Annotated in this window: 32 protein-coding genes; 15 read left to right on the plus strand and 17 right to left on the minus strand. The window is 72.0% G+C overall.

The window, feature by feature from the left end; all coding sequences use genetic code 11:
• Positions 1-57 precede the first annotated feature (57 nt).
• Positions 58-570, plus strand: a complete 513-nt coding sequence (locus tag AB0C38_RS09585; RefSeq protein WP_360669233.1) for a PaaI family thioesterase — start codon at positions 58-60, stop codon at positions 568-570.
• Here AB0C38_RS09585 and AB0C38_RS09590 read toward each other — a convergent pair.
• Entirely contained in the window at positions 554-871 is a 318-nt protein-coding gene (locus tag AB0C38_RS09590; RefSeq protein ID WP_360669236.1) for a nuclear transport factor 2 family protein, read from the minus strand. The two genes, AB0C38_RS09585 and AB0C38_RS09590, sit on opposite strands and share 17 nt — an antisense overlap.
• A 50-nt stretch (positions 872-921) precedes the next feature.
• Positions 922-1,398 (minus strand): MarR family transcriptional regulator, encoded by a 477-nt coding sequence (locus tag AB0C38_RS09595; protein ID WP_360669239.1) that lies wholly within the window; start codon positions 1,396-1,398, stop codon positions 922-924.
• Here AB0C38_RS09595 and AB0C38_RS09600 point away from each other — a divergent pair.
• Positions 1,397-1,858 carry a pyridoxamine 5'-phosphate oxidase family protein gene (locus AB0C38_RS09600; RefSeq protein ID WP_360669242.1) on the plus strand — a complete coding sequence of 154 codons (462 nt, stop codon included), beginning with the start codon at positions 1,397-1,399 and terminating at the stop codon, positions 1,856-1,858. The two genes, AB0C38_RS09595 and AB0C38_RS09600, sit on opposite strands and share 2 nt — an antisense overlap.
• 18 nt (positions 1,859-1,876) lie before the next feature.
• Here AB0C38_RS09600 and AB0C38_RS09605 read toward each other — a convergent pair whose 3' ends face one another.
• Positions 1,877-3,073: an ROK family protein gene (locus tag AB0C38_RS09605; protein ID WP_360669245.1), complete on the minus strand. Its 1,197-nt coding sequence runs from the start codon at positions 3,071-3,073 to the stop codon at positions 1,877-1,879.
• Positions 3,074-3,173: 100 nt separating this feature from the next.
• On the opposite strand from AB0C38_RS09605, the gene AB0C38_RS09610 reads away from it, so the two are divergent.
• Positions 3,174-3,914 (plus strand): DUF427 domain-containing protein, encoded by a 741-nt coding sequence (locus tag AB0C38_RS09610; RefSeq protein WP_360669248.1) that lies wholly within the window; start codon positions 3,174-3,176, stop codon positions 3,912-3,914.
• Positions 3,915-3,918: 4 nt separating this feature from the next.
• Here AB0C38_RS09610 and AB0C38_RS09615 read toward each other — a convergent pair whose 3' ends face one another.
• Both AB0C38_RS09615 and AB0C38_RS09620 read right to left on the minus strand, forming a co-directional pair.
• Complete coding sequence (locus AB0C38_RS09615) at positions 3,919-5,199, minus strand: carotenoid oxygenase family protein (RefSeq protein WP_360669250.1); 1,281 nt, start codon at positions 5,197-5,199, stop codon at positions 3,919-3,921.
• A gap of 1 nt (position 5,200) precedes the next feature.
• Complete coding sequence (locus AB0C38_RS09620; RefSeq protein WP_360669253.1) at positions 5,201-5,794, minus strand: hypothetical protein; 594 nt, start codon at positions 5,792-5,794, stop codon at positions 5,201-5,203.
• Between the two features lie 57 nt (positions 5,795-5,851).
• On the opposite strand from AB0C38_RS09620, the gene AB0C38_RS09625 reads away from it, so the two are divergent.
• Both AB0C38_RS09625 and sigC read left to right on the plus strand, forming a co-directional pair.
• Positions 5,852-6,364: a PadR family transcriptional regulator gene (locus tag AB0C38_RS09625; RefSeq protein WP_360669256.1), complete on the plus strand. Its 513-nt coding sequence runs from the start codon at positions 5,852-5,854 to the stop codon at positions 6,362-6,364.
• 87 nt (positions 6,365-6,451) lie between these two features.
• On the plus strand, positions 6,452-7,003 hold the full coding sequence (gene sigC, locus AB0C38_RS09630) for an RNA polymerase sigma factor SigC (RefSeq protein WP_360669259.1): 552 nt from the start codon (positions 6,452-6,454) through the stop codon (positions 7,001-7,003).
• On the opposite strand, the gene AB0C38_RS09635 is transcribed toward sigC, so the two are convergent.
• From AB0C38_RS09635 to mgrA, 4 genes are all read right to left on the minus strand, one after another.
• Positions 7,000-7,203: a cyclic-phosphate processing receiver domain-containing protein gene (locus tag AB0C38_RS09635; protein WP_360669262.1), complete on the minus strand. Its 204-nt coding sequence runs from the start codon at positions 7,201-7,203 to the stop codon at positions 7,000-7,002. The genes sigC and AB0C38_RS09635 overlap by 4 nt on opposite strands.
• Positions 7,200-8,069: a TIGR03564 family F420-dependent LLM class oxidoreductase gene (locus tag AB0C38_RS09640; protein ID WP_360669265.1), complete on the minus strand. Its 870-nt coding sequence runs from the start codon at positions 8,067-8,069 to the stop codon at positions 7,200-7,202. The genes AB0C38_RS09635 and AB0C38_RS09640 overlap by 4 nt, the downstream gene beginning before the upstream one ends.
• 13 nt (positions 8,070-8,082) lie before the next feature.
• A complete protein-coding gene (locus AB0C38_RS09645) occupies positions 8,083-8,748 on the minus strand; it encodes a helix-turn-helix domain-containing protein (protein WP_360669268.1) in 666 nt (221 codons plus the stop codon).
• 89 nt (positions 8,749-8,837) lie between these two features.
• A complete protein-coding gene (mgrA, locus tag AB0C38_RS09650) occupies positions 8,838-9,866 on the minus strand; it encodes an L-glyceraldehyde 3-phosphate reductase (RefSeq protein ID WP_360669271.1) in 1,029 nt (342 codons plus the stop codon).
• 78 nt (positions 9,867-9,944) lie between these two features.
• Here mgrA and AB0C38_RS09655 point away from each other — a divergent pair, with 78 nt between their 5' ends.
• Both AB0C38_RS09655 and AB0C38_RS09660 read left to right on the plus strand, forming a co-directional pair.
• A complete protein-coding gene (locus AB0C38_RS09655) occupies positions 9,945-10,826 on the plus strand; it encodes a MoxR family ATPase (RefSeq protein WP_360669274.1) in 882 nt (293 codons plus the stop codon).
• Entirely contained in the window at positions 10,823-12,190 is a 1,368-nt protein-coding gene (locus AB0C38_RS09660; RefSeq protein ID WP_360669277.1) for a VWA domain-containing protein, read from the plus strand. The genes AB0C38_RS09655 and AB0C38_RS09660 overlap by 4 nt, the downstream gene beginning before the upstream one ends.
• Here AB0C38_RS09660 and add read toward each other — a convergent pair.
• Positions 12,168-13,145, minus strand: a complete 978-nt coding sequence (gene add / locus AB0C38_RS09665; RefSeq protein WP_360669280.1) for an adenosine deaminase — start codon at positions 13,143-13,145, stop codon at positions 12,168-12,170. The two genes, AB0C38_RS09660 and add, sit on opposite strands and share 23 nt — an antisense overlap.
• 149 nt (positions 13,146-13,294) lie before the next feature.
• Between add and AB0C38_RS09670 the strand changes: the two genes are divergently transcribed.
• Entirely contained in the window at positions 13,295-13,522 is a 228-nt protein-coding gene (locus AB0C38_RS09670; RefSeq protein ID WP_360669283.1) for an antitoxin, read from the plus strand.
• 1 nt (position 13,523) lies between these two features.
• Here AB0C38_RS09670 and recQ read toward each other — a convergent pair whose 3' ends face one another.
• A complete protein-coding gene (gene recQ / locus AB0C38_RS09675; RefSeq protein WP_360669286.1) occupies positions 13,524-15,359 on the minus strand; it encodes a DNA helicase RecQ in 1,836 nt (611 codons plus the stop codon).
• 85 nt (positions 15,360-15,444) lie between these two features.
• Here recQ and AB0C38_RS09680 point away from each other — a divergent pair, with 85 nt between their 5' ends.
• Positions 15,445-15,882: a DUF6314 family protein gene (locus tag AB0C38_RS09680; protein WP_360669289.1), complete on the plus strand. Its 438-nt coding sequence runs from the start codon at positions 15,445-15,447 to the stop codon at positions 15,880-15,882.
• Here AB0C38_RS09680 and AB0C38_RS09685 read toward each other — a convergent pair.
• The gene (locus AB0C38_RS09685; RefSeq protein WP_360669292.1) at positions 15,866-16,756 is read right to left on the minus strand and encodes an SDR family oxidoreductase; all 891 of its coding nucleotides are present in this window, start codon (positions 16,754-16,756) and stop codon (positions 15,866-15,868) included. The two genes, AB0C38_RS09680 and AB0C38_RS09685, sit on opposite strands and share 17 nt — an antisense overlap.
• Before the next feature lie 20 nt (positions 16,757-16,776).
• On the minus strand, positions 16,777-17,517 hold the full coding sequence (locus tag AB0C38_RS09690) for an SDR family oxidoreductase (protein ID WP_360669295.1): 741 nt from the start codon (positions 17,515-17,517) through the stop codon (positions 16,777-16,779).
• Positions 17,518-17,764: 247 nt separating this feature from the next.
• On the opposite strand from AB0C38_RS09690, the gene AB0C38_RS09695 reads away from it, so the two are divergent.
• The 3 genes from AB0C38_RS09695 (at position 17,765) to AB0C38_RS09705 (ending at position 19,658) form a co-directional block, all read left to right on the plus strand.
• Positions 17,765-18,511 carry a hypothetical protein gene (locus tag AB0C38_RS09695; RefSeq protein WP_360669298.1) on the plus strand — a complete coding sequence of 249 codons (747 nt, stop codon included), beginning with the start codon at positions 17,765-17,767 and terminating at the stop codon, positions 18,509-18,511.
• 2 nt (positions 18,512-18,513) lie between these two features.
• On the plus strand, positions 18,514-19,077 hold the full coding sequence (locus AB0C38_RS09700; RefSeq protein ID WP_360669301.1) for a hypothetical protein: 564 nt from the start codon (positions 18,514-18,516) through the stop codon (positions 19,075-19,077).
• A 71-nt stretch (positions 19,078-19,148) separates the two neighbouring features.
• Positions 19,149-19,658, plus strand: coding sequence for a DUF664 domain-containing protein (locus tag AB0C38_RS09705; protein ID WP_360669303.1), 510 nt, complete (start codon positions 19,149-19,151; stop codon positions 19,656-19,658).
• Here AB0C38_RS09705 and soxR read toward each other — a convergent pair.
• Positions 19,655-20,134, minus strand: a complete 480-nt coding sequence (soxR, locus tag AB0C38_RS09710; RefSeq protein WP_360669306.1) for a redox-sensitive transcriptional activator SoxR — start codon at positions 20,132-20,134, stop codon at positions 19,655-19,657. The two genes, AB0C38_RS09705 and soxR, sit on opposite strands and share 4 nt — an antisense overlap.
• 98 nt (positions 20,135-20,232) lie before the next feature.
• Here soxR and AB0C38_RS09715 point away from each other — a divergent pair, with 98 nt between their 5' ends.
• Complete coding sequence (locus AB0C38_RS09715) at positions 20,233-20,826, plus strand: NAD(P)H-dependent oxidoreductase (RefSeq protein WP_360669309.1); 594 nt, start codon at positions 20,233-20,235, stop codon at positions 20,824-20,826.
• 34 nt (positions 20,827-20,860) lie between these two features.
• Entirely contained in the window at positions 20,861-21,742 is an 882-nt protein-coding gene (locus AB0C38_RS09720) for a methyltransferase domain-containing protein (RefSeq protein WP_360669312.1), read from the plus strand.
• A gap of 8 nt (positions 21,743-21,750) precedes the next feature.
• Here AB0C38_RS09720 and AB0C38_RS09725 read toward each other — a convergent pair whose 3' ends face one another.
• The 3 genes from AB0C38_RS09725 to AB0C38_RS09735 are packed head-to-tail and all read right to left on the minus strand — an operon-like array spanning position 21,751 to position 24,355.
• Positions 21,751-22,239, minus strand: coding sequence for a hypothetical protein (locus AB0C38_RS09725; protein ID WP_360669315.1), 489 nt, complete (start codon positions 22,237-22,239; stop codon positions 21,751-21,753).
• Positions 22,236-23,666: a HAMP domain-containing sensor histidine kinase gene (locus tag AB0C38_RS09730; protein WP_360669318.1), complete on the minus strand. Its 1,431-nt coding sequence runs from the start codon at positions 23,664-23,666 to the stop codon at positions 22,236-22,238. The genes AB0C38_RS09725 and AB0C38_RS09730 overlap by 4 nt, the downstream gene beginning before the upstream one ends.
• Complete coding sequence (locus AB0C38_RS09735) at positions 23,663-24,355, minus strand: response regulator transcription factor (RefSeq protein WP_360669321.1); 693 nt, start codon at positions 24,353-24,355, stop codon at positions 23,663-23,665. Before AB0C38_RS09735 ends, AB0C38_RS09730 begins: the two co-directional genes overlap by 4 nt.
• A gap of 116 nt (positions 24,356-24,471) precedes the next feature.
• On the opposite strand from AB0C38_RS09735, the gene AB0C38_RS09740 reads away from it, so the two are divergent.
• Positions 24,472-25,371, plus strand: coding sequence for a phosphatase PAP2 family protein (locus AB0C38_RS09740; RefSeq protein WP_360669960.1), 900 nt, complete (start codon positions 24,472-24,474; stop codon positions 25,369-25,371).
• Positions 25,372-25,410 lie beyond the last annotated feature (39 nt).

The raw sequence follows: 25,410 nt of genomic DNA on the forward strand, positions 1-25,410 counted from the left end.
CGGCGGGCGCGCGGGCGAGGCTGCGATTAAGACAGTCGTCATAGCCGAGGAGCCGAGATGACCGACGTGGCCGCCGGGGCGCAGACCCGTTCGAAGACCATCACCTGGCAGGACCCGCTGCCGACCGCCCGCCTCGGTATCACGATGACCGGGTTCGAGTTCATGACGGCCATCGCCGAGGGGCGCGTGCCCGGGCCGCCGATCGCCGCGCACTTCGGGCTGCGCTGGGAGCACATCGGCCACGGCGAGGTGGTCGCCGTCGCCGAACCCGACGAGTCGCTGTACAACCCGATCGGGATGGTCCACGGCGGCGTCGCGGCCACGATGCTGGACTCGGTGCTCGGCTGCGCGGTGCACACGACGCTGCCGGCCGGCGTCGGCTACTCGTCGGTGGAGCTGAAGGTGAGCTACCTGCGCGCCATCCACGCGGGCCGCGGCGAGATCCGCGCGACCGGCCGGGTGGTGAAGGAGGGCTCGCGGATCGCGTTCGCCGAAGGGGAGATCCGCGACGCCGAAGGCAAGCTGCTGGCGACGGCGTCGGGGACCTGCGTGATCACCCGGGCTGCTTGACGTCCCAGTGCTCGACGAGGAGGCCGTCCTCGACGCGCAGGATGTCGACGATGGCCGTGCCGGCCACGTGCAGGTGCACCATGACGAGGTCGTTCTCGGCGACGATGTGCTCGATCTCCGCGGTCGCCCCGGCCAGCGGCGAGTTCTTGACGGCGTCGGCGAACGCGTCGCGGCCGTTCGGCAAACCGGGGCTGTGGGTGACGAAATCGGGGTGCAGCGCGGCCTTTGCGGCGTCGAAGTCCTTGTGCACGAACAGGTTTTCCAGGCAGTCGACGACGATCATGCGGTTCGTTCGGCTCATGCGTTCATCGTCGGCTGCGCGGGCTTCGCCGTCGATTACGTGTCAGGTAATCATCGGGGCGGGCGAACCCTTCTCGCGCGGATCGCGTCGTCGCCGCCGAAGCGGCCGATGACCGCCGCCAGCAAGGCACGGGCGTCCTCGACGCGGGCGGCGCCGAACTCCGCCTCCAGTTCGTCCTGAAGTCCTGTTCTCAGGGTCCGGGTGGCTTCGACGGCGTCGTGCGCGTGCTCGGTGAGGTGCAGGAGCTTGGTGCGCGCGTCGTCCGGATCGGGCGCGCGCTGCAGCAGCCCCCGGCGCTCGAGGTCGGCGACGGCCTTCGACGCGGCCTGCTGCGTCACGCCCATCCGGTCGGCCAGCGCGGTGATGGACAGCGGCGCGGCCAGGACGTGCTGGATCACGACGCCGTCGTTGAACCGGAGGTCGCCGAAGCCCTGTCCGGTGAGCCGCCGCTGGACCTCGTCGGTCATCGCCCAGCCGGCGAAGAGGGCGGTGAGAGACAGGTCGAGGGTGCTAGGGTGCACAACCATGGTTGTGGAATCTAGCAGACTTCCGGTCCAGCTGGCCGGAGCGTTCGTCCGCGTGGCGCACCGGATCGTGTGGTGCACGCTGGTGACCGTCGACCGCCGGGGCCGGCCGCGGTCGCGGGTGGTCCACCCGATCTGGGAAGAAGGCCCGGACGGCCTCACCGGCTGGCTGTTCACCCGCCCGACACCGCTGAAGGTGGCCCACCTGGAGGCCTCGCCGTACGTGTCGTGCTCGTACTGGGACCCGCAGCACGAGGTGGCGGTGGCGGAGTGCCGGGCGGAGTTCACGGACGACGAGGAGACGCGCCGGTACCTGTGGGACCTGTTCGCGTCGACGCCGGAGCCGCTGGGCTACGACCCGAAGATCCTGGGCGGCGAGGACCACCGGGACCCGAAGATCACGGTGCTGAAGCTGACCCCGTGGCGAGTCTCGACGGGCGGCGAAGCCTGGCGCGCGGCCTGATCTCGGCGCCGGCGCGGCCTAAGCGCCGACGCGGCGGTCGAAGACCAGGCCCTGGGCCGCCCGCAACCCCACACTGATCGCCCCCGCCAGCACCGCGTCCTCGCCCAGTTCGCCCTGGACCACCTTCGTCACCAGCGGCGTGAACGCCCGCAGCGCGCGGTCCAACGGCTCCAGCAGCAGGTCCGCCGCCGCGCCCATGCCGCCGCCCAGGACGATCAGCTCCGGGTCGATCACCGCCGCCACCGAGGCCACCGTGTACGCCAGCCGGTCCGCTTCCGCCTCCAGGGCCCGCCGGGCGAGCTCGTCGCCTTCGCGGGCCAGGCGGAACACTTCGCGGGCCGACTTCGCTGTGCCCAGGCCGAGTTCGCGGGCGCCGCGGACCACCGACTGGGCCGCCGTCGCCTCTTCGAGGTGGCCGCGCGCGGGCGGGGAACCGGGAGAATCGGCCGCGCGCGTGCGGCCGTACGGGAGGTAGCCGATCTCGCCCGCCGCGCCCGTCGCGCCGCGGAACACCCGGCCGTCGACCATCATGCCCATGCCGACGCCCGTGCCGATCGTGATGCAGCCGAACACCGACGCCCCGCGCGCGGCGCCGCTTTCGCCCTCGCCGACGGCTGTCAGGTTCGCGTCGTTCTCCACCATCAGGTCCGGGCCCAGCGCCGCCTCGAGGTCGTCGATCAGCCCGGCCCGGCCCCAGCCCGGCAGGTTTGGCGCGTGCCGGAAGCAGCGCTTCTCCGGATCGGCGACGCCGGGGGAGCCGACCACGCGGACAACGATGTCGGCCGGCGACAACCGGGCCTCCGCGACGGCCGAAGCCGCGATCTTCCCGACCGCCGTGACCAGCGCGGCCCCGGAACGCGCCGTGTTTCGCTCGTCGCGGCGCGCCACGATCGTGCGGCCGAGGTCCGACACCGCGACGCGGAGGTGCTCGCGCCCGATGTCGACGCCCAGCACGTACCCGGCGGTCGGGTCGGCCTCGTACAGCACGGCCGAGCGCCCGGTGCCGGTGGAGGTGTGCCCGGTCGGGCGCGCCAGCCCGGCGGCTTCCAGCGCCAGCAGCGCCTGGCTGACCGTCGGCTTCGACAGCCCGGTGTCCTTCGCCACCTGCGGCCGGGTCGCCGGTCCGCTGCGGCGCAGCAGGTCGAGCACCGCCCGCTGGTTGATCTTGCGCATCCCGGCGGGGGTCCCGACCGTTGGAGCTTCTACGCCGGCCACCCGTGCCTGCTTCCTGTCGTCCTCGTGCTTCCTGCCACGCTAGCCGCCCGAACCCCGGTTTCGCCGGAATACGCCCGCTTCGGGACCCGTTGACCGGGGCATGAGCACTCCGGTACGCGGCCGGGTCCGCGTGGCACAAGGCACGAAGCGGGTACGCGTGTTCCTCGGCGGGCAGGTCGTCGCGGACACGGTGCACCCCCTTCTGGTGTGGGAAGTTCCCTACTACCCCACGTATTACTTCCCGCGCGCGGACGTCGTGGACGGCGTTCTCGCTCCCTCCGGCCGGACGTCGCACTCGCCCAGCCGCGGAGAAGGCGTTCTGTCGACGATAAAGGGTGGCGGAGCCGAGGCGGTGGACGCCGCGCTGGAATACCCGGATTCGCCGATCGAGGAGCTCCGGGACCACGTCCGCTTCGAGTTCGGCGCCTTCGACTGGTTCGAAGAGGACGAGCAGATCTTCACGCACCCGCGCGACCCCGGCGTCCGGGTCGACATCCTGCCGAGCTCCCGGCACGTGCGGATCGAGGTCGGCGGCGTCACCGTCGCCGACACCGTGCGGCCGCACCTGCTGTTCGAGACCGGCCTGCCGACCCGCTACTACCTGCCCCGCGTCGACGTCCGGATGGATCTGCTCGAGCAGATCGACACCGTGACGCACTGCCCGTACAAGGGCGCCGCCGACCACTTCGACGTGGCCGGGCACGAGGACCTCGCCTGGAGCTACCCGACGCCGCTGCCGGAGAGCGAACGCGCCGCGGGTCTGGTGGCGTTCCTCGACGAGAAGGTCGACGTCTACGTCGACGACGTCCGGCAGGAGCGGCCGAAGACCAAGTTCGCCTGACGCTTCACGCGTCCGGCAGCCAGTTCCCGTGGAAGCCCGCGGGAACCCGCTGCGGGAGGTGGACCGTGGCGACCGGGGCCGCGGCGACGTTCCCGGCGTCGAGCACGACGAGGTCGCTGCGGTCTTCCGCCGCGTCGTAGACGTAGGTGAGCAGCCAGCCTTCGCCGTGCTCCGCCGAGACGAACACCGCTTCGCCGGGGACGCGCCCGGGCGCGAAGACGTGCTCGGTGCTGGTCCCCGCGTGCAGGTCGTGGCGGCGCAGGACGTCGTGGCCGGTGACGTGCCCGAAGCGCGCGTCGGAGCCGGCGAGCCGGTCGTCGATGCGGGGGAACTCGCCCGGGCGGTCGTCGAGCCGGTCCTCGGTCACCGTCCCCGCGACGGGATCGATGGTCCACCGGTAAAGGAACGCCGGCGGGTCGTCGTGGCCGGCCTGCCACTGGTGGTCGTACCGCAGGACGTGCACGACGATCCGGCCGTCCGGCGTGTCGAACGCGTTGAGCGTGTGGAAGACGTAGCAGGGCTCGATCTCCAGCCAGCGCACGCCGGCTTCGGGCCGGTCGCGGCGCAGCACGCCGAGCCGGGCGCCGTAGCCCGCGTCCCAGTGGTAGGGCATGCCCTTGCCGACCGACGCCTGGTCGAACACCACCGGCAGGTCGTAGAAGACGGCGTGCTCCGCCGTGAGCGCGAAGTCGTGCATCATCGTCAGCCCCGGCACGTCGATGGGCTGCTTGACGACGAGCTTCCCGGCGGCGTCGGCGCGGTAGTAGCTCACGTGCGGCGCGGTGATGCTGCCGTAGCCGAAGAAGTGCAGTTCACCGGTCGTGGGGCAGATCTTCGGGTGCGCGGTCATCGAGTCGGCCAGCTCGCCGCCGAAGTCGTAGGCGCCGACGGTTTCGAGGTCGGTCGTGATCTCGTACGGCAGCGAGGATTCGACGAGCGCGAGCGTGCGCCCGGCGTGGTTCACCACGTGCGTGTTGGCGACGCTGGCATGCAGGTTGCGTGAGCCGTCTTCGTTGTACAGCTTGAGATCCGGGTCGCCGAAGCTGTCGGTGCGCACCCACCGGTTGCGGTACCAGGCGGCGCGGCCGTGTTCGAGCCGGACGCCGTGGACCATGCCGTCGCCGGTGAACCAGTGCTGGCTGTCCTCGCGCGGGTTCGGGCCGTTGCGCAGGTACCAGCCGGTCAGCTCGGGCGGGAGCGCGCCGGTGACGGGGAGGTCGAACGCGGTCAGCTCGTCGTGGACGGGGGCGTAGCCGCCGCTCAGGTGGAAGTCGCTGGTGGTCATGTCAGGCGGCCTTTTCGGCTCGGGCGCGCACGATGCGCGGGTAGCGGATGGTGAACGCGACGGGCACGGCGAACCCGAGGACCTTGAGGGTGATCAAGGCGGCGGTCGCGTGCGGCGCGAAGTGCAGGAGCGCGACGCCGGCGAGGCCGGTGACGGTGAAGCTCGCGGCCCACACGAGCGTGATGAGCACGTTGACCCGCTTGAAGACCGGGTTGTCCCAGAATTCCGGCGGCGTCATCGTCCGCGCGATGCCGAGGGTGAACGGCTTTCCGATGGCGAGCGAGCCCCAGGCGGTCAGCGCCAGCCAGGCGTCGGTGAGGGCGCCGGTGTAGGTCTTCAGCGGCGACGCCGGGAAGGTGAACGCGACGGCCGTGAGCAGGGCGAAGAAGGCGAGCGCGCTCCACTCGATGATGAGAGCGTCCGACTTGCGGCCTTCGCGGCGGGCGTTCAGCAGGAGCGCGGCCGAGAGGACGAGCCCGGTCAGGCCGGACCAGCGCCAGTCGAACTGCGTCGCGACCACGGCGAACGCGATCCACGGAAGGAAGCTCTTCAGGTAGTTCATGCCGGTCTCCCCCGGACGTTCCAACTGTGACATGTCGAAACTAGAACCTCCTGAGTAGACATGTCAAGAGTGGAATGTCAGACTGGGGGCATGAGCTTGCGTCACGCTGTCCTCGGCCTGCTGGAAGAGCACCCCATGAGCGGCTACGACCTGCTGAAACGCTTCGAGCAGGCGATGTCCAACGTCTGGGCGGCCACGCAGAGTCAGCTCTACGGCGAGCTCGGCAAGCTCGAGGCGGCCGGGCAGATCCGCGTCCACGCGGAGGGCCCGCGCGGACGCAAGGAGTACGCGATCACCGAGGCCGGCCAGGCGGAGCTGCGCCACTGGCTGGTCGAGGTCGAGCCGAACCGCGTGACGCGCAACGAGTCGCTCCTGCGCGTCTACTTCCTCGGCGCGGTCGGCCCTGAACGAGCGCGGGAGTACCTCGAGCACCTGGGCGAGACGGGCCGGCGCCGCTCCGGACGGCTGGCGGACCTGGAGGACTCGATCGACTGGGGCGACGACGACGCCTCGGTGTACGGCCGGCTGGTCCTGGAGTGGGGCAAGCGGTTCTCGGAGATGCAGCGGGAGTGGGCGGAGTGGGCGGTCAAGCAGGTCGAGTGACCCGCGTATAACGCCCTATACCGAGCGCCTCCCCAGCAGTCGGACGGCGGATCCGGGAGGGCGCCTCTCACTGATAAGTTCCGGATCATGACCCGCGGTGAGGACGACGAGCGCGTCACGACGTTGGCGATGGCGGCGGGCCGCGGCGATCGGCGGGCACTGGAGGAGTGGGTCCGCGCGACGCAGGCCGACGTCTGGCGCTTCCTCGCGCACCTCACCGATGCCGCCTCGGCCGACGACCTGACGCAGGAGACCTACCTTCGCGCCTTCGGCAGCCTTCGCCGCTTCGCCGGACGTTCGTCGTCGCGGACGTGGCTGCTGTCGATCGCGCGGCGGGTCGTCGTCGACCAGATCCGCGCCGCCGGCGCCCGTCCCAAGATCGCCGACACCGACTGGGAAGCCGCCGCCGAGCGCACCCGCGACCCCGCGGCGGGCTTCGAGGAGCTCGTCGAGCTGGGCCTGCTGCTCGACGGCCTCGACCCGGAGCGGCGCGAGGTCCTCGTGCTGACCCAGGTCCTCGGCCTGTCCTACGCCGAGGCCGCCGACGTCTGCGGCTGCCCGGTCGGCACCGTCCGCTCCCGCGTCGCCCGCGCCCGCGAGGACCTGATCCAGGCCCGGCGGGCGCGCGGCGCCGGCTAGCGGACGCCGGGTCCGTACCGCCGCGCCATGCCGGTGAGCCACTCCCGGCCCACCGGGTTCGCCGTGTGGACCCGCACTTCCGCGGGCCATCGGTCGTTCTCGCACAGCCAGCGCACGACCGGGCGGGTCGTGTCGTCGCCGAGGTCGTGGTCGTGGTCGATCGCGGCGAACTCGCCATCGGCCACCCAGAGCCTGGTCATGCGGCCAGCAACTCACGGGTGCGGGCCTGGTCCGCCGCCGACCCGAACGGCATCACCAGGAGCTCGGTCGCGCCCGCGTCTTCGAGGGACTTCACTTGGTGGCGCACGGTTTCCTCGTCTCCGATGATCGCGCTGTCCGAGGCGCGCGCGTAGCCGTCGCGGTCCAAAATGGACCGGTACGCGGGGACGCTCGCCGCCGCGCCGTAGGTCTCTTCCACCCATGCGCGGCGTTCGTCCACTTCGGACGTCACGCAGATCAGCTGGCCCGAAACGACGCGCGACGCGTCTCCCAGCGTCGGCACCACGAACTCGCCGATCGCCCGCGGGCCGGCCCACGTCGTGATCACGCCGTCGGCCAGTTCGCCCGCCAGCTGCGTCGAACCCGGGCTGACCGAGCCCACCAGGATCGCCGGCCGGGTGGCGCCGGGCGTGCGCAGGCCGCCCGCCGCGGTGAGCGACTCGCCGTGGACGTCCGCCTTTTCCCCGCGCAGCAACGGGTTCAGCGCCTGGAGGTACTCGCGCAGGTGCCGCAGCGGCCGATCGTAGGAGTACCCGAACTCCTGCTCGACGATGTACCGGTGGCTCAGTCCGACGCCGAGGTGGACCGGCACGCCGGTCGCCGCCTGGACGGTCAGCGCCTGCGCGGCCATGGTGATCGGGTGGCGCGGGTAGGTCGGCACGACGCACGTGCCCAGCTCGATGCCGGGTGCCGCGGCGCCGAGCACGGGCAACGCCGTGAGCGCGTCCCAGCCGCCGCGCTGCGCCAGCCACAGCGTGCCGTAGCCGAGCTTCGCCGCTTCGCGTGCTTGTGCGGTCATGCCGTCGAAGCCGACGTCGAGCTCGTCGATCAGGATTCCGGTGCGCATGAGTTCTCCCAGTTCAGTAAGCCCGCTCGAGCTGCTTCCGGTCGAGCGCGACGGATTCGGTGAACAACCGGCCGACCCGCGGCGCGATCGCGCGCAGCCGCATCGTCGAGACGGCGGCCGGCTCGAAGGCGTGCGCGACGGTGTCGGCGATCAGCGCAGGCTCCGGCGGGGGAGCGCCGACGAGGAAGCCGTGCAGCACGGCCTGGTAGGCGACGGCGAGTTCCCGGGCCGGCCGGTCGGCGCGCAGCAGGTCGTTCGCCGCCAGCAGTTCGAGGTATTCGACGAACGCCTCGTCGTGGCGCGGGTCGAGCTTGGCGTGCAGTTTCGGCAGGAGCTTGCCGAGCGTGCCCGCGTCGTCGGCGTACCCCGCGCGCAGCAGCGGGCGCCCGAGCACGTTGGTGTACTGGATCTCGGTCAGCCGTGACAGCCGCGCGGCGAGGGGGTCGGCTTCGAGGGCCGCGACGAGGTCTTCGAGGCTGCGCACGGACTCCCGGAGCAGGACCGCGAGGAACAGCTCCTCACGGTTCTTCCAGTGCAGGTAGACGGTCCCCTTGCCGACGTCCGCGCGCTCGGCGACGTCCTCGATCGTCGTGCGCCGGTACCCCGCTCGCAGCAGCAGCTCGGCGGCCGCGTCGAGGATCCGCTCGGCCCGTTCGGCGCGGTCTTCGGCAGGAGGCATGGGGCCATCGTATGACCAAATACGAAATCTGGTCAAACGTCAGGCCGAAAAAGCGGCGGGACGCTGGGCGCCCCGCCGCAAGTCCGTCGTCAGCCGTCTGAGGACCGCTTCCAGAGGTTGATGTCCGCGTCGGTGGCGTGGCCGTCGATCTCGGTCAGCTCCTCGGAGCTGAAGTCGAGGTTGCCGAGTGCGCCGACGTTGTCCTCGAGCTGCTTGACGCTGCTCGCGCCGATCAGCACCGACGTCACCCGGCTGTCGCGCAACGCCCACGCGAGCGCCAGCTGCGCCAGCGACTGCCCGCGGCGGCCGGCGATTTCGTTGAGCGCGCGGACCCGGCCCAGCCGGTTCTCGTCGAGGGTGTCCGGGTCGAGCGACTTGCCCTGCGCCGCCCGCGAGTCCGAGGGGACGCCCTTCAGGTACTTGTCCGTCAGCAGCCCCTGGGCGAGCGGCGAGAACGCGATGCAGCCCGCGCCCGCCTCCTCCAGGGTGTCGAGGAGCCCGTCCTCCTCGATCCAGCGGTTCAGCATCGAGTACGACGGCTGGTGGATCAGCAGCGGCGTGCCGAGCTCGCGCAGCAGCCGCGCGGCCTCCGCGGTCCGCTCCGAGTTGTACGAGGAAATCCCGACGTAAAGCGCTTTCCCGGCCCGGACCGCGGAGTCGAGCGCGCCGACGGTCTCCTCCAGCGGCGTCTCGGGGTCGAACCGGTGGGAGTAGAAGATGTCGACGTAGTCCAGGCCCAGGCGGCCGAGCGACTGGTCCAGTGAGGACAGCAGGTACTTGCGGGAGCCCCACTCGCCGTACGGGCCGGGCCACATGTCGTAGCCCGCCTTGGTGGAGATCACCAGCTCGTCGCGGTACGGCTTGAAGTCGGCAGCCAGGAGCCTGCCGAAGTTCTCCTCCGCCGAGCCGTACGGCGGGCCGTAGTTGTTGGCCAGGTCGAAGTGCGTGATGCCGAGGTCGAACGCGCGGCGGGTGATGTCGCGCTGGCTCTGCAGGGGCTTGTCGTGGCCGAAGTTGTGCCACAGCCCGAGCGAGATCGCGGGCAGCTTGAGCCCGGACCGCCCGGTGCGCCGGTAAGGGATCGATTCGTATCGGCCGGAAGCCGCAACGTAGGTCACGCGGCCGATGCTAACCCGCTCGGACGCACCCGGCGGTCCGGTACAGTCCGGGGTGAGCGAGCGCTTAGGAGGCCAGTGGTGGGCACCGGATTCTTCACTTCCGTCGACGACGTGTCGGCGAAGCTGGCCGAGGCCGGCTACCTGGCCTCGACGGCGGTGGCGACCACGGTGTTCCTCGCCGACCGGCTCGGCAAGCCGCTGCTGGTCGAGGGCCCCGCCGGCGTCGGCAAGACCGAGCTCGCCAAGGCCGTCGCGCAGGTCAGCGGCTCGCGGCTGGTGCGCCTGCAGTGCTACGAGGGCATCGACGAGGCTCGCGCGCTGTACGAGTGGAACCACGCGAAGCAGCTGCTGCGGATCACCGCCGGCCGCGACGAGACGTGGGAGGACGCCCGCACCGACATCTTCGGCGAAGAGTTCCTGCTGCGCCGCCCGCTGCTCACCGCGATCTCCTCCGACGAGCCGACCGTGCTGCTCATCGACGAGACCGACAAGGCCGACATGGAGGTCGAGGGCTTGCTGCTGGAGGTGCTCGGCGACTTCCAGGTGACCGTGCCGGAGCTGGGCACGATCACCGCGACGCGCGCGCCGTTCGCCGTCTTGACGTCGAACGCGACGCGCGAGCTGTCCGAGGCACTGCGCCGCCGCTGCCTGTTCCTGCACATCGACTTCCCGGACGAGGAGCTGGAACGCGACATCGTCCGGCTCAAGGTCCCCGGCATCGACGACGCGCTCGCGGATTCGATCGTCCGGGTGATCGCCGCCCTGCGCGCGATGGACCTGCGCAAGCTGCCGTCGGTCGCCGAGACCATCGACTGGGCGCGCACGCTCCTCGCGCTCGGCGCGTCGACGTTGGACGAGCGGGTCGTGCGGGAGAGCCTCGGCGTCGTCCTCAAGCACCAGGACGACATCGCCAAGGCCGGCGCCGGCCTGAAACTCGAACAGGTCCTGGACGCGTCGTGACCGGCGGCGTGCCGGAGCGGCTCGCGTCGTTCGTCAAGGCACTGCGGGCCCAGGGCATCCCGGCCGGCCCCGCCGAGACGGTCGACGCCGCGGCCGCGCTGGAGGTGCTCGGCCTCGACGACCGCTCGCTGGTCCGCGAAGGACTGGCCGCGGCGCTGGTCCGCCGCGGCGGGCAGCGCGCGGTGTTCGACGCCGCGTTCGACCTGTACTTCCCGGCCGGGATCGGCGCGCCGGAACGAGCCCGCGAAGATCAGCCGTCGACGCTGGAGGAGCTGCGCGAGGAGCTCGCCGCCGCGCTCGCCGACGGTGACCAGCAGGCACTCGGGCAGCTCGCCGGGCTCGCGGTGGAGATGCTCGGCCAGTACGGCTCGTCGTCCGGCCCCGGTGGCGGGTTCTCGGCCCATCAGACCCTGGAGCGGCTCCAGCCGCAGACGCTCATCGCGCGGGTGCTGGCCGCCGTGCGCGGCGGCGGCGCGCCCGGCGAGTTCACCGACCGGCTCGACCGCGACGAGATCCGCCGCCGCGTCGAAGGCTTCCGCGGCCAGGTCCGCACCGAGGCGCGCCGTCGTGCGGCCGAGGTCCGCGGTCGGGAGCGCGTCGCCAAGCACGCCATCGCGCCCGCGCCCGACCGCGTCGACTTCCTCATCGCCAGCCGGAACCAGCTCGCCGAGCTGCGGCGCACGATCCAGCCGCTGTCCCGCAAGCTGGCGACCCGCCTCGCCGCGCGCCGCAAGCGCACGACGCGCGGGCAGATCGACCTGCGCCGCACGCTGCGGCGGTCCCTGTCGACCGGCGGGGTGCCGCTGCGCCCGGCCTACCGCCACCGGCGGCCCGGCCGGCCCGAGATCGTGCTGCTGTGCGACCTCTCCGGGTCGGTGGCGGGCTTCGCGAACTTCACCATGCTGCTGGTCCAGGCCCTGCGCGACCAGTTCAGCAAGATCCGCGTCTTCGCGTTCGTCGACAGCGCCGACGAGGTCACGCACCTGGTCACCGGCGGCGCGGCCGACCCCGAGCACCTGGGTGCGCGCATGCTGTCCGAAGCGGCGCTGGTGCGCTGGGACGGCCACAGCGACTACGGCGGCTCACTGCGCCAGTTCACGGCGAACTGGCTCGACGCGGTCGGCCCGCGCACGTCGGTGCTGATCCTCGGCGACGCCCGCACCAACGGCGGCGACCCGAACCTCGACGCGGTCCGCGAGATCAAGGCGCGCGCCCGGCACGTCTACTGGCTGAACCCGGAGCGGCGGTCGCTGTGGTCGACCGGCGACTCGGCGGCGCTGGAGTACGCCGACGTCGTGGAGATGCACGAGTGCCGCACGGTGCACCAGCTCGGCACGCTGGTCACCCGCCTGCTGCCGGTGTGAGCCACGCGTCGATGTCCTGCAGCATTCGCGTCTTGGTCGCTTCGGGGGCGAAGGACGCGGTGACGCTCGCCCGTGCGAAGCCCGCCATCGCGGCGTCGTCGTAGCCGAAGGCGTCCCGGACGCGGGCGTACTCCCCGGCCAGGTTCGCGCCGGTGACCGACGGGACGTCGGTGTTGAGCGTGACCGTCAGCCCGGCGTCGAGGAGCCGGGGGAGCGGGTGCCCGGGCAGTGACGGCACCAGTCCGAGCGTCACATTCGATGACGGGCACACCTCCAGCGCGAGACCCCGGTCGCGGACCTCGGCGGCCAGCTCGGGGTCGTCGAGGACGCGGATGCCGTGGCCCAGCCGTTCGGTGCGGCCGACTTCCAGGGCCTCGCGGATGCTGTCCGGGCCGGCGTCCTCCCCGGTGTGGTGCAGCAGGTGGAGGCCGGCCGCGCGGGCCTTCTCGAAGACCGTCGCGAACGGACGGAGCGAGTGGTTTTCCTCGCCGGCCATGCCGATCGCGAAGACTTCGTCGTACTTCAGCGCGAGGTCGAGGGTGCGCTCGGCCCGCTCGACCGAGCGGCGGCGCGAGTGGTCCAGCAGCAGCCGCCACCCGAGCCCGGAGGTGCTCGCGTTCAGTCCTTTGAGGACGGATTCGAGCGGCATCTCCAGGTCGCCCAACCGTTCGCCGTGCGAGGCCGCGGTGAACGTGACTTCGGCGTAGCGCGTCCCCTGAGCGGTTTCGTCTTCGCCGTACTCGCGGGCGATCCGCTCGAAGTCCTCCGGACGCTGCAGGCACGCGCGGACGAGCGCGTTGTAGTCGGCGAAGGCGCGGAAGCCGTCGAACACCGGGGGCTCGACTGGGACGTCGACGCCGTTGGTCTCGCCGAGCTCACGGAGCGTGTCCGGCCGGATCGTGCTCTCCAGGTGGACGTGCAGGTGGGCCTTCGGCAGGGTGGCCAGGTCGCGCATGATCGTGAGCGTAGGTGCGCCCGCCCAGGTGCGCGCGCGATTTTCGCTGGCGGCCGCGGCCGCCAGGTTTGGCCTGGGTCACACGGGGAACCTCTGGGTGGTTCGTCCGCGTTGTCAGGATGACCGAAACCCGATGAGGGAGGACCACCGTGGCATTCCTGCGCAAGCTCACCGTGCTGGCCGGGGCCGCCGGCGCCGCCCGCGCCTACGCCAAGAAGAACCCGGAAAAGGTGAACCAGTACGTCGGCAAGGCCGCGAAGTTCGCCGACGACAAGACCAAGGGCAAGTACCACGAGCAGATCGCCGGCGCGGTCCGCAAGGTCAACTCCGTGACCGGGCCGGACGGGCGACCGGGACCCGGGCCGGCCGCCCGCTAGCTCACTCGGCGGTCAGCACCTCGAGGACACCCTCGCCGTACTTGGCGAGCTTGTTCTCGCCGACACCGCTGACCGTGCCGAGGTCGGCCAGCGAAGCCGGCCGTTGCGTGGCGATCTGGCGCAGGGTCGCGTCGTGGAAGATGACGTACGCGGGCACGCCCTGCTCCTTCGCGACGCCGGCCCGCCAGGCACGCAGGCGTTCGAACAGCGGGGCCGCCTCCGCGGGCATGTCCACCGCGGGGGCGGCCTTCCGCGTGCCGCGGACCTTCGCGGCCGCCGCACGCTCGGGCTCGCGGCGCAGCAGCACCTCGCGATCACCGCCCAGCACTTCGGCGCTGGCCTCGGTGAGCACCAGCGAGCCGTAGTCGCCTTCGACCGCGAGCAGGCCCTGAGCCAGCAGCTGCCGCACCACCGCGCGCCACTCCGGCTCGCGCAGCTCGGTGCCGATGCCGAACGTCTTGAGCGTGTCGTGCTGGAACTGCGTGACCTTCGGCGTGGACTTGCCGAGCAGGATGTCGATCGCCTGCCCGGCGCCGAACTTCTGCCGCCGTTCGTTGCGCAGCCGCACAATCGTCGAGAGCAGCTTCTGCGCCGGGATCGTGCCGTCGAACCTCTCCGGCGGGCTCAGGCACGTGTCGCAGTTGCCGCACGGCTCGGCCTTCTGCCCGAAGTAGTTGAGGATCTGCACGCGCCGGCACTCCACCGTCTCGCACAGCGCGAGCATCGCGTTCAGGTGCGCGCCCAGCCGGCGCCGGTGCGCGTCGTCGCCCTCGGACGTGTCGATCATCTTGCGCTGCTGCACGACGTCCTGCAGCCCGTACGCGAGCCAGGCCGTCGACGGCAGGCCGTCACGGCCCGCACGCCCGGTCTCCTGGTAGTAGCCCTCGACGGACTTCGGCAGGTCGAGGTGCGCGACGAACCGCACGTCCGGCTTGTCGATGCCCATGCCGAACGCGATCGTGGCGACCACGATCAGCCCGTCTTCCCGCAGGAACCGCGACTGGTGCCTCGCGCGGACGCGCGCGTCCAGCCCCGCGTGGTAGGGCACCGCCGGGATCCCGTTCTGCACCAGGAACTCCGCGGTCTTCTCGACCGAGTTCCGGGACAGGCAATAGACGATCCCCGCGTCGCCCTGGTGCTCGGTGCGCAGCAGCTCCAGCAGCTGCCGCTGCGGCGAGTTCTTGCCGACGATCCGGTACTGGATGTTGGGCCGGTCGAAGCTCGCGACGAAGTGGCGGGCTTCGTCGAGGTTCAGCCGGGTCGCGATCTCCTTGTGCGTGGCCTCGGTCGCGGTCGCGGTGAGCGCGATCCGCGGCACGTCCGGCCAGCGCTCGTGCAGCGCGGAGAGCTGGAGGTAGTCGGGCCGGAAGTCGTGGCCCCACTGGGCGACGCAGTGCGCCTCGTCGATCGCGAACAGCGAGATCTTGCCGCGGTCGAGCAGCCGCACGGTGGATTCCACCGAAAGCCGTTCCGGGGCCAGGTAGAGCAGATCGAGCTCGCCGGACAGGAACGCCGATTCGACCTCCTGGCGAGCCGCGTAGTCCTGCGTGGAATTGAGGAAACCGGCGCGGACCCCGGCGTTGCGCAGGGCGTCGACCTGGTCCTGCATCAGCGCGATGAGCGGCGAGACGACCACACCGACACCCGGCCGCACCAGCGCGGGGATCTGGTAGCACAACGACTTCCCGCCACCGGTGGGCATCAGCACGAGCGCGTCGCCCCCGGCGATCACGTGCTCGACGATCTCCGCCTGGTCGCCGCGGAAGCTGTCGTAGCCGAACACGCGCTGAAGGGTCTCCAGCGCCTCGGACACGGTCGCGAACTCGGTGTCTGCCACCCGGCCGAGTCTAGAGCCGGGGTCCGACAACTTCCGGACGCCCTCTCCGGCGTGCCGCCGGGCCGCCGGTGTCACACTGGCCGGGATGGACGAGTACTTCCCGGTTCCCGACCTGGCCGCGCATTTCGCCGGCGAATGGCGGCTCGACCGCGAAATCCTCACCACCGACGGCGATCCGGCGGGGGAGGTGACCGGCGTCGCCACCTTCACCGAAGAGGACGGCGTCCTCGTCTACCGCGAAACCGGTGAGATGCGGCTCGGCACGTACCGCGGCCCGGTGACGCGCACGCTGCACTACCGGCCCACCGCGCCCGGCCGCGCCGCCGTGCACTTCGACCACGGCGGGTTCTTCCACGACCTCGACCTGCGGGCCGGGCACTGGCAGACCGACCACCCCTGCCGCGACGACCTCTACCGCGGGAGCCACCGGGTGCTCGACGCGCGGCGCTGGCGGCAGGAGTGGGCGGTCCGCGGCCCGGCGAAGGACCACGTGATCGTCACCCGGTTCACGCGGACGGGCTGAGCAGGTCGGCCAGGTCGATCCGGCGCAGGAACTCGCTCCGGATCCGGTCGCCGACCTCCGCGACCAGCCACCCGCCGTCGTCGGCCGGGTCGATGTGCACCCGGAACGGCCGCTCGCCCTTCGGCAGGTCGACCACGCGCGCCAGCTCTTCGGCCACCTTCGCGACGTCCGCGCCGGGCGGCGTGATCTCGGCCAGCTTCCCCGCGACGTGCTCGGTCAGGCCCGCGTACCGCTCCTCGTAGGCGGCCGCGACGGCCTCGTCGGCCGGGTGCCCGGAGTGCGGAAAGTGGTTGGTGCCCGACGTGAACGCGCCCGGGACGATGATCGCCGTGTCGATACCGAAGCGGGCCACTTCGGCGGCGTAGCTGACCGCGAGGCTGTCCATCGCCGCCTTCGCCGCGAAGTACGGCGCGAGGTAGGGCGGGGTGCCGCCGCGGACGCTGCTGCTCGACACCCACACCAGCAGCCCGTCGCGCCGGGCGCGCAGGTGCGGCAGGGCGGCGCGGTTGACGCGCTGGGTGCCGATCGCGTTCGTGTCGTACAGCTGCGCGAGCTGGTCCGGCGTGAACGCCTCGGCCGGGCCGAGTGCCATGTGCCCGGCGTTGTGCACGACGACGTCCAGCCGGCCGTGCGCGGCGACGATCGAGCCGACCGCCGCGTCCGCCGAGTTCTGGCTGGCGACGTCCAGCTCGACCGTGCGCAGGTCGGCGCCGTGTTCACGGGCGAACGCCGCGGCCGCTTCGACCTGTGGTGCGTTGCGGCCGCCGGGGTCGCGCATGCCCGCGTAGACCGTGTGGCCGGCGCGGGCGAGCGCCCGGGCGGAGAGGGCGCCGATCCCGCTGGAGGCGCCGGTGACGACGATGATCTTCGACATGGGAGGTCCTCCTGACCGGCTCAGACGATTCCGCCGTTGGCGCGCAGCACCTGGCCGTTGACCCAGCGGGCCGGCCCGGCGAGGAACGCGACGACCTCGGCGATGTCCTCGGGCTTGCCGAGGCGCTCGAGCGGCGGCTGCTTGGCCATCCGGCCGATGGTCTCCTCGTCCTTGCCGTCGAGGAACAGCGCGGTCGCCGTCGGGCCCGGCGCGACGGTGTTGACCGTGATGTCGCGGCCGCGCAGCTCGCGCGCCAGGATCATGGTGATCGCCTCGACCGCGCCCTTGGTGGCGTTGTAGATGCCGTAGCCGGGCAGGTTCAGCCCGAGCACCGACGTCGAGGTGGTGATCACGGCGCCGCCGTCGCGCACCCGCTTCGCGGCCTGCTGGGCCACCGCGAACGTGCCGCGGATGTTGGTGCGGTGCACCCGGTCGAGGACGTCGAAGTCGGTGTCCGCGATCGGGGTCGGCGCGTTCATGACGCCGGCCAGGTGGGCGACGACGTCGACGCCGCCGAACGTGGCCTCCGCGGTGTCGAACAGCTCCGCGACGGCCGCGGGGTCGCCCACGTCGGCGCGGACGGCGATCGCCTGCCCGCCCCGCTCGGTGATGGCGTCGGCGGCGGCCTGGGCCTCCTTCTCGTTGCCGGCGTAGTTGACGACGACCGCCATGCCGTCGGCGGCCAGGCGTTCGGCGACCTGGCGGCCGATGCCGCGGGAGCCGCCGGTGACGATCGCGACGCGGGTTCCGGTAGTGCTCATCGGGTCCTTCTTCCGGTCAGGGCGGTGGCTGTATCACCGCTTCCGTCTTTCTGTTATCGACGATAGCACTTCGATGGTAACAACGCTAGTGCATGGTTGTTACCATCGTTACACCCGTTCGGGTGGCTCGGCATCCGGACGCATCCGCGCCGCCGGTCGGCCGAATCGCGGGCAAACCCGGTTTCCGGGCCCGGTGCGCGGGAACTCCGGACCCGTCGGGGGCGACATCCGTTAAGGAGTTTGTGCAATGCCCACATGGCTGATCGTCGTGATCGTCGTCGTGGCCGTCGCGGTGCTCGGCGCCGTGATTTGGCTTGTGACACAAGAAATGCAGCGAAAGCGGCTCCAGCAGCGGTTCGGCCCGGAGTACGACCGGACGGTCGAGGAGAGCGACAACCCGCGCGCCGCGCAGCGTGAGCTCGCCGAGCGGGAGCGCCGGCACAAGGAGCTCGACATCCGCCCGCTGTCGGCGTCGGCGCGTGAGCGCTACACCGGAGAATGGGCACGGGTACAGGAAAAGTTCGTCGACGAGCCCGCCACCGCGGTCTCCGAAGCGGACCGGCTCCTCGTGGCGCTGATGGGCGAACGCGGGTACCCGACCGAGGGGTACGAGCAGCAGCTGGCGGACCTTTCCGTGCGCCACGCCAAGACCTTGGAGAACTACCGCGCCGCGCACGACACGCAGCAGAAGCGCGACGGAGCGTCCACTGAGGACCTTCGCGACGCGATGGTGCGCTACCGCACCGTCTTCGAGGACCTGCTGACCGACGGCGCCGACGACGACCAGCGCCCGGACCAGGACCACGACCAGCACGAGCGTCGCAACGGGCACGACCACAACGGCCACGACCACGATCGCGCCGACCGTCGCGAGGCGGAAGCCCGTGACGAGGACCGGCACGAGGCCCACGAGGCCCACGAGATCCACGAGACCGGACAACACGAACGCCAAGCGTCCGCGCAGCCGCGGACCGAGTGGAACGGAGGACGCTGACCATGACCGAGCACCTGACCCGGCACAGCACCGATCACGACGACGACTTCACGGGGCGTGAGGACGTCCGCGAGCCGGACACCACCGGACTCGCCGGCCAGGACCGGACCGACTTCCGCGAGCCGGGCGCCGACGAGAGCTACGACGACGAGAGCCGCGCCGACGGTGGCGAGCACACCTTGAGCACCGCCGACCTGGCTTCGGCGTCCACCCAGCCCGCCGACTCCCGTACCGACACGGACACCGACACCGACACCGACCGGGATGCCCGGCCCGCGGAGTCGGGTGGTGACGTCGAGGCGCCGCCGCTGATCGACGAGGAGAAGATCACCGGCTTCCGGGACCGCTGGCAGAACGTGCAGACCGGCTTCGTCGACGACCCGAAGCAGGCGGTCCACCAGGCCGACGAGCTCGTCGCGGCCGTGATCAGCGCACTGGCCACCACGTTCGCCGAGCACAAGAGCGAGCTGGAAGGCCAGTGGCGGCAGGGTGAGCCGGCCACCGAAGAGCTGCGGATCGCGCTGCGCCGCTACCGCTCGTTCTTCGACCAGCTGCTGCCGCGGTAGCGGGAACCGTTTGCCGGCGGGCATGATCGGGTAGCTCGCCGGTGAACGGCTTCAGCAACGGGAGGCAGCCGATGAACGTGGCCGATCTGCTCGCCGACGGGTTCGGCCGGGTCCGGGAGAACGTGCACGCGGCGGTGGAAGGGCTCACCGCCGAGCAGCTCGGGACCCGATTGGACGACGAGGCCAACTCGATCGCCTGGCTGGTGTGGCACCTGACCCGGGTCCAGGACGACCACGTCGCCGACGTGGCCGGGATCGAGCAGGTGTGGACCGGCCAGGACTGGCTTTCGCGGTTCGGCCTCCCGTTCCCGGCGGGCGACACCGGCTTCGGGCACCGCCCGGCCGACGTCGAGGCGGTCCGGGTCGACGACCCGGCGCTGCTCACCGGGTATTACGACGCCGTGCACGAGCAGACTCTCCGGTACGTCGGAGGCATCGACGGGCAGGCGCTCGACCGGGTCGTCGACGAGGCCTGGGACCCGCCGGTGACCCTGGGCGTGCGGCTGGTCAGCGTCCTCGACGACGACATCCAGCACGCCGGGCAGGCGATGTTCGTCCGCGGCGTGCTGGAGCGCCGCTAGTCTTCGTAGCCCTCCCCGCGGTGGTCGGCCAGGCGCCGCGGGCCGGGCCCCTCGGCGCCGAGCTGGTCGCCCGGGTTGGCGAGGCGGCACTTGGCCAGGGACATGCAGCCGCAGCCGATGCAGTCGGTGAGCTGGTCGCGAAGCTGTTCCATCTGGCGGATCCGCGCGTTCAGGTCGCTTTGCCAGCACTGTGAAATCCTCGCCCAGTCGGCCCGCGTCGGCGTGCGGTCATCCGGTAGCAGGGCGAGCACCTCCCGGATCGTCGAGAGCGGCATGCCGACCCGCTGGGACATCCGGATGAAGGTCACCCGCCGCAGCGCGTCCCGGCAGTAGCGCCGCTGGTTGCCGGCGGTCCGGCGGCTGCGGATCAGGCCTTCGTCCTCGTAGAACCGCAGGGCCGACGCGGGGACCCCGCTGCGCCGCGAGAGTTCGCCGACGGTGAGATCGGGCAGCGTCCGGGCTGTGGCGTTCACCATGCTTCCCAGCCAACCACAGCCGCGCGCTTGACTTCAAGCGAGCTTGAGGTCTGATCCTGGGCCGGACGGCAACAAGGCCGCTGTGCCAAGGAGGAAGTGTGTCCGAAGCTCCCGTACGGGTCGCGGTGATCGTGGGAAGTGTCCGGGAAGGACGGTTCGGCCCGGTGGTGGCGGGCTGGCTGGCCGACGTCGCGGGCGAGCATGGCGGGTTCGAGGTCGACGTCGTCGACCTCGCCGAGGCCGACCTGCCGATGGCGCTGCCCGCGTTCGGCTCGGTGCCGGCGGCGTCTGTCGTCGCCGAAGTCGCCAAAGTGACTCCGCGGCTCGAAGCGGCCGACGCGTTCGTCGTGGTCACCCCGGAGTACAACCACAGCTATCCGGCCTCGCTGAAGAACGCGATCGACTGGCACCGCACGGAGTGGACGGCCAAGCCGGTCGCGTTCGTCTCCTACGGCGGGATGTCCGGCGGCCTGCGTGCGGTCGAGCACCTGAGGGCGGTCTTCGCCGAGCTCCACGCGGTGACGATCCGCGAGACGGTCAGCTTCCACGGCGCCCACACGCGCTTCGGCCCGGACGGAAAGCCGACGGACGAAGCGGCGGCGGTCGCGGCGAAGACGATGCTCGACCAGCTGGGCTGGTGGGCCCGGTCCCTGACGGAGGCGCGGACGGCCCGGCCGTATCCCGGAGCTTGACTTCAGGTCGGCTTGAAGGCCGACGATGGCGGGCATGACGACGGAACAGCTGCTCGCCCGCCTCGACCGGGCCGACGCACTGCCGGGAGCGGAAGAGCTGCGCGAAGCGACGTACGAGCTGTTGCGCTGCGAGCTGGGCGACCGGGTCCTGGACGTCGGTTGTGGCGGCGGGCGAGCGGTCGCGGAGCTGTGCGGCCGCGGGGTGCGCGCGGTGGGGGCGGATCGCGACCCGGGGATGCTGGCCGCGGCGCGGGCCCGGAGTGCCGGGCTTGCCGCGCCGGGCAGCGTGCCGCTGATGGCCGGCGGCTTTCCGGAGCCCGGCGTCGTGCCGGTGCCGGGAGGCGAGGCGTCCGGCACGTCGGCGGGCTCTTCGCCGCGCACCCCGGCTCCCGCGCCGGCCGGGTTCGTCGAGGCGGATGTGCTCCGGTTGCCGTTCGCCGACGGGGAGTTCCGCGGTTACCGGGCCGACAAGGTGCTGCACGAGCTCGCCGACCCGGCGGCGGCCGTCGCGGAAGCTCGGCGGGTGCTGGCGCCCGGGGGCCGCGCCGTGCTGTGCGGGCAGGACTGGGACACCCTGGTGCTCGACTCGGACCGGCCGGCCCTGACCCGCGCGATCGTCCACGCCCGCGCCGACGCGATCGCGGGCCCCCGGGCGGCCCGGCAGTACCGGACGCTGCTGGTCGACGCCGGCTTCACCGAGATCGCGGTCGAGGTCAGGACGGTCGTCGACACCGCCGGCCGCCTCCGGCCCCTGCTCGACGGCCTCGCCACCGCGGCCCGGACCGCCGGCCTCGCGACGGACGCGCGGATCGACGCTTGGCTGCGGGAGCAGTCGGCGCGGGCCACAGCCGGCCGGTTCTTCCTGGCTATCCCGATCTTCGTCGCCTCGGCCACGGTGCCGAACAGTCCACAGTAGACAAGTGGTCAGAACGCCTGGCACGTCTGGTACGGCAGCTGGACGTCCGTCCCGGACAGCGAGATGGTGCCGTCGATCGCGTAGCTGCTCTGCGCCGCCAGCGCCGCGAACGCGGTGCAGACCAGCTGGTTGATCCCGACGTCGGTGATCGGCTTCAGCGGGAACGAGAACGTGATCGCCGCCGGTGGGCCGGGGGACAGGATGATCGGACCGGACCGGACCGGGAGGTCCGTCACGTAGCCGTCGCGCGCCTCGTCGGTGGTCGGTCCGGCCAGCAGCGTCGACAGGGCGTTCTCGACGCCCACGGTGCTGCCGGTCGCCCGCGTCACCGGGGCCAGGCGCCCGTCGATGACGAAGTAGAGGGTCACGTCGGTGCCGCGCCCGCTGCTGCCCGGGTTCCGCAGCGTCGGCGCCGGCCCGGCCGGGACGACGCCGGTCGGCTTGACGCCGCACGCGCTCACCAGCAGCACCACGACCAGGACGACGAGCTTCTTCACCGTGCCTCCCCGAACAGGGCCTCGCGGGGCAGGCGCAGTTCGAACCGGGCGCCGGTGCCGGTGTTGGCCGCGACGATGTCGCCGCCGTGCAACCGCGCGTTCTCGCGCGCGATCGACAGCCCGAGCCCGCTGCCCTCGGACCGCGCCCGGGCCGTGTCCGCCTTGGCGAAGCGGTCGAAGACCCGGGGCAGCACCTCCACCGGGATGCCCGGCCCGTGGTCGGTGACGGTCAGCACGACCTCGCCGCGCTCCGCTCGCAGCACCACCTCGACCGGGGGCGCGCCGTGCCGGAGCGCGTTGCCGACGAGGTTCGCCACGACGATGTCCAGCCGCCGCCGGTCGAGCGCGGCCGTGATCCGGGGCGGCAGGTCGGACACCAGGCCAGAATCTTCGGAGCCAGGCTCCCAGCCGCGCGCGGCGATGCTGTCGCTGACGGCGGCGGCGACGTCCAGTTCCTCCCGGCGCAGCTCGGCGCGCCCGGCGTCGAACCGGGAGATCTCGATCAGGTCCTGCACCAGCCGGGTCAGCCGTTTGGTCTCCGCCGACACCAGCCGCGCGGCGACCGCGGTGTCCGCCGGCAGCTGGCCGGCGTCCTCGTCGAGGACGTCGGTGACGGCGTTCATCGCCGCCAGCGGCGTCCGCAGCTCGTGCGAGACGTCGGCGACGAACCGCCGCGCGTCGGCCTCCATCGCGCGCAGCGTGCCGACCGTGCGCTGCAGCTCCGCCGCGGTGTGGTTGAACGTCGTGACCAGCTGCGCGAGCTCGTCGGAGCCCTTGACGCGCAGCCGGACGTCGAGCCGCCCGCGGCCGAGCTGGTCGGCCGCGGTGTTCAGCGCGCGGACCGGCCGCAGCACCTGCCGCGCGGCCAGCAAGGCCACCCCCACCGCGAACGGCAGGGCGAGCGCGGAGACCAGCCAGGCCTGGCGCGCCAGGTCGTCGATCGCGGCCTGCTGCTGGTCCAGCGACGCCTTCGCGTAGACCTCGATGCCGCTCGTCGTCCCCGACCCGGTCTGCACCGGGATCCCGACGAAGAACATCGGGAACCCCTGGTTGTCGACCCGCTGGAACTGGATGTTCGTACTGCTCGCCACGGTCTGGTGCAGCTCGGCGGGCACCTCGTCCACCGTCATGCCCGAAGACGAGTGCAGGTCGTGGTAGACGACCAGCGCGCCGCTGGGCTTGAGCGCGGTCGCGAAGGCGTCGAGCGTGGCCTGGGACGGCGGCAGCGACACGGTCGGCAGGTACGCGACGATCTGGTCGCGCAGCTTGAGCATCGTCTGGTCCTGGATGCCCGTGAGGATGGCGGTGCGCGCGGAGACGTAGCTCGCGCCCGCTGCGGCGGTGGCGCCGAGGATCATGATGACCGCGAAGGCGGCGACCAGCCGGGGCCTCAGCCCGGCGAGCCACGAGCGGACCTGCCGGATCACGACCGGCCGAACCGGTAGCCGAACCCCCGGACCGTCTGCACGTGCTCCGGCTTCGCCGGCACGTCTTCGATCTTCGCGCGCAGCCGCTGCACGCACGCGTCGACGAGCCGCGAGTCGCCGAGGTAGTCGTGGTCCCAGACGGCGGCGAGGATCTGCTGGCGGCTGAACACCTGGCCGGGCGTGCGCGAGAGCTCCAGCAGCAGCTTCAGCTCGGTCGGGGTCAGCGACACCGGGGCGCCGCCCTTGGTCACCTCGAGCCCGGCCCGGTCGATCACCAGGTCGCCGTGGCGTTCCTGCGGCTCCGGCTGCCCGCCGGCCGGCCGTTCGCTGACGGCCCGGCGCAGCACGGCCCGGATCCGCGCGTCCAGCACGCGAGGTTCGACCGGCTTGGCGACGTAGTCGTCCGCGCCCGCTTCGAGCCCGGCCACGACGTCGAAGTCGTCGCTGCGCGCGGTGAGCATGATGATCGGGATCGGTCCCGACACGCGCATCCGGCGGCACGTCTCGAAGCCGTCCATGCCGGGCAGCATGAGATCGAGCACGACGATGTCGGGATGCTGGTGCACGAGCACCTCGATGCCGCGCTCACCCGACTCCGCGGTGTGCACCACGTGTCCCTGCCGGCGCAGGGCCAGCTGCAGTCCTTCCCGTACCGCCGCGTCGTCTTCTACCACCAGTACCTCGGCCACGGCGCCATTATTCGGAAAAGCGCACGTCGTGGCGACCCGGGCGGATCTTGTAGCAAAACCATGACATCGCGCTGACGGGATCTCGAAATGCCGGATCCAGACTCGAAGACATGGCAGTGATCATCTCCGAGGTACGCCCCGCCACCCCGCCGGCCGGGCACCACGCGCTCGTGACCCGGGCGGTGTCCCGCACCGCCGTGCTCGCGGCGGGCGCGGCCGGGTTCGCCCTCGCCTTCGTCGCGGCCTACCTGCTCTTCGTCCGCACCGAGGCCGGCCGCGGCGTCGAGAACGGCGTCGTCCACAGCGCCCAGTCCGCGGGGACGACGGTGGCGTGGGCGGCCCCGCTGCGGGACGCCGACCTGGTGGTCGTGCTCGGCGGCGTCGCGGTGCTGCTGGTGGTGATCGCCCTGGTGCGGCGGCGGTTCGCGCTCGGCGTGACGGCCCTGCTCATGCTCGCCGCGCCACTGGTGGTGGCGCAGCTGCTCAAGCTGTACGTCCTGGACCGCCCGAGCACGGGCGACCGGTTCGGCGTCGCGAGCCACAACAGTTTTCCCAGCGGGCACGTCAGTGCGGCGATGGCCGTGCTGGTGGCGCTCGCGATCGTCCTGCCGCGCCGCTTCCGCCCCCAGGCCCTGGTGGCCGGCGGGGTCGGCGTCGCCTGGGTCTCGGCCGCGGCCGTGGCGCTGGGCTGGCACCGGTTGAGCGACACCGTCGGCGGCTGCCTCCTGGTCGCCGCGGTCACCTGCGCCGGGGCGGCGGTGGTGTCCGCCCGCCGCCCCGACGGTGACCGGGTGCCCCCGGTGCCGGTCCTCTGCGGCTTGTTGGCGCCGGTCGCGCTGGTGCTGGCCGGGTACCTGGTGCTGGGGACGGCGACGTCCGGCGCCGCCCAGTTCGTCGCCGCGATGGTGCTCGCCGCCCTGTCGGCGATGGCGGTGGTGCTCCTGCTGCTGGCACCGTTGAGGCGGGTGGCGTTCGACCCGGCGGAGGTCCGGGTCCGGCGGCTTCGGCGCCACTGAGGGGGCCGGTTCGCGCTTTGCGCGGTCAGCAGGCGTGCT

This window comes from Amycolatopsis sp. NPDC048633 (genome assembly GCF_040650695.1).
GTDB lineage: Bacteria > Actinomycetota > Actinomycetes > Mycobacteriales > Pseudonocardiaceae > Amycolatopsis.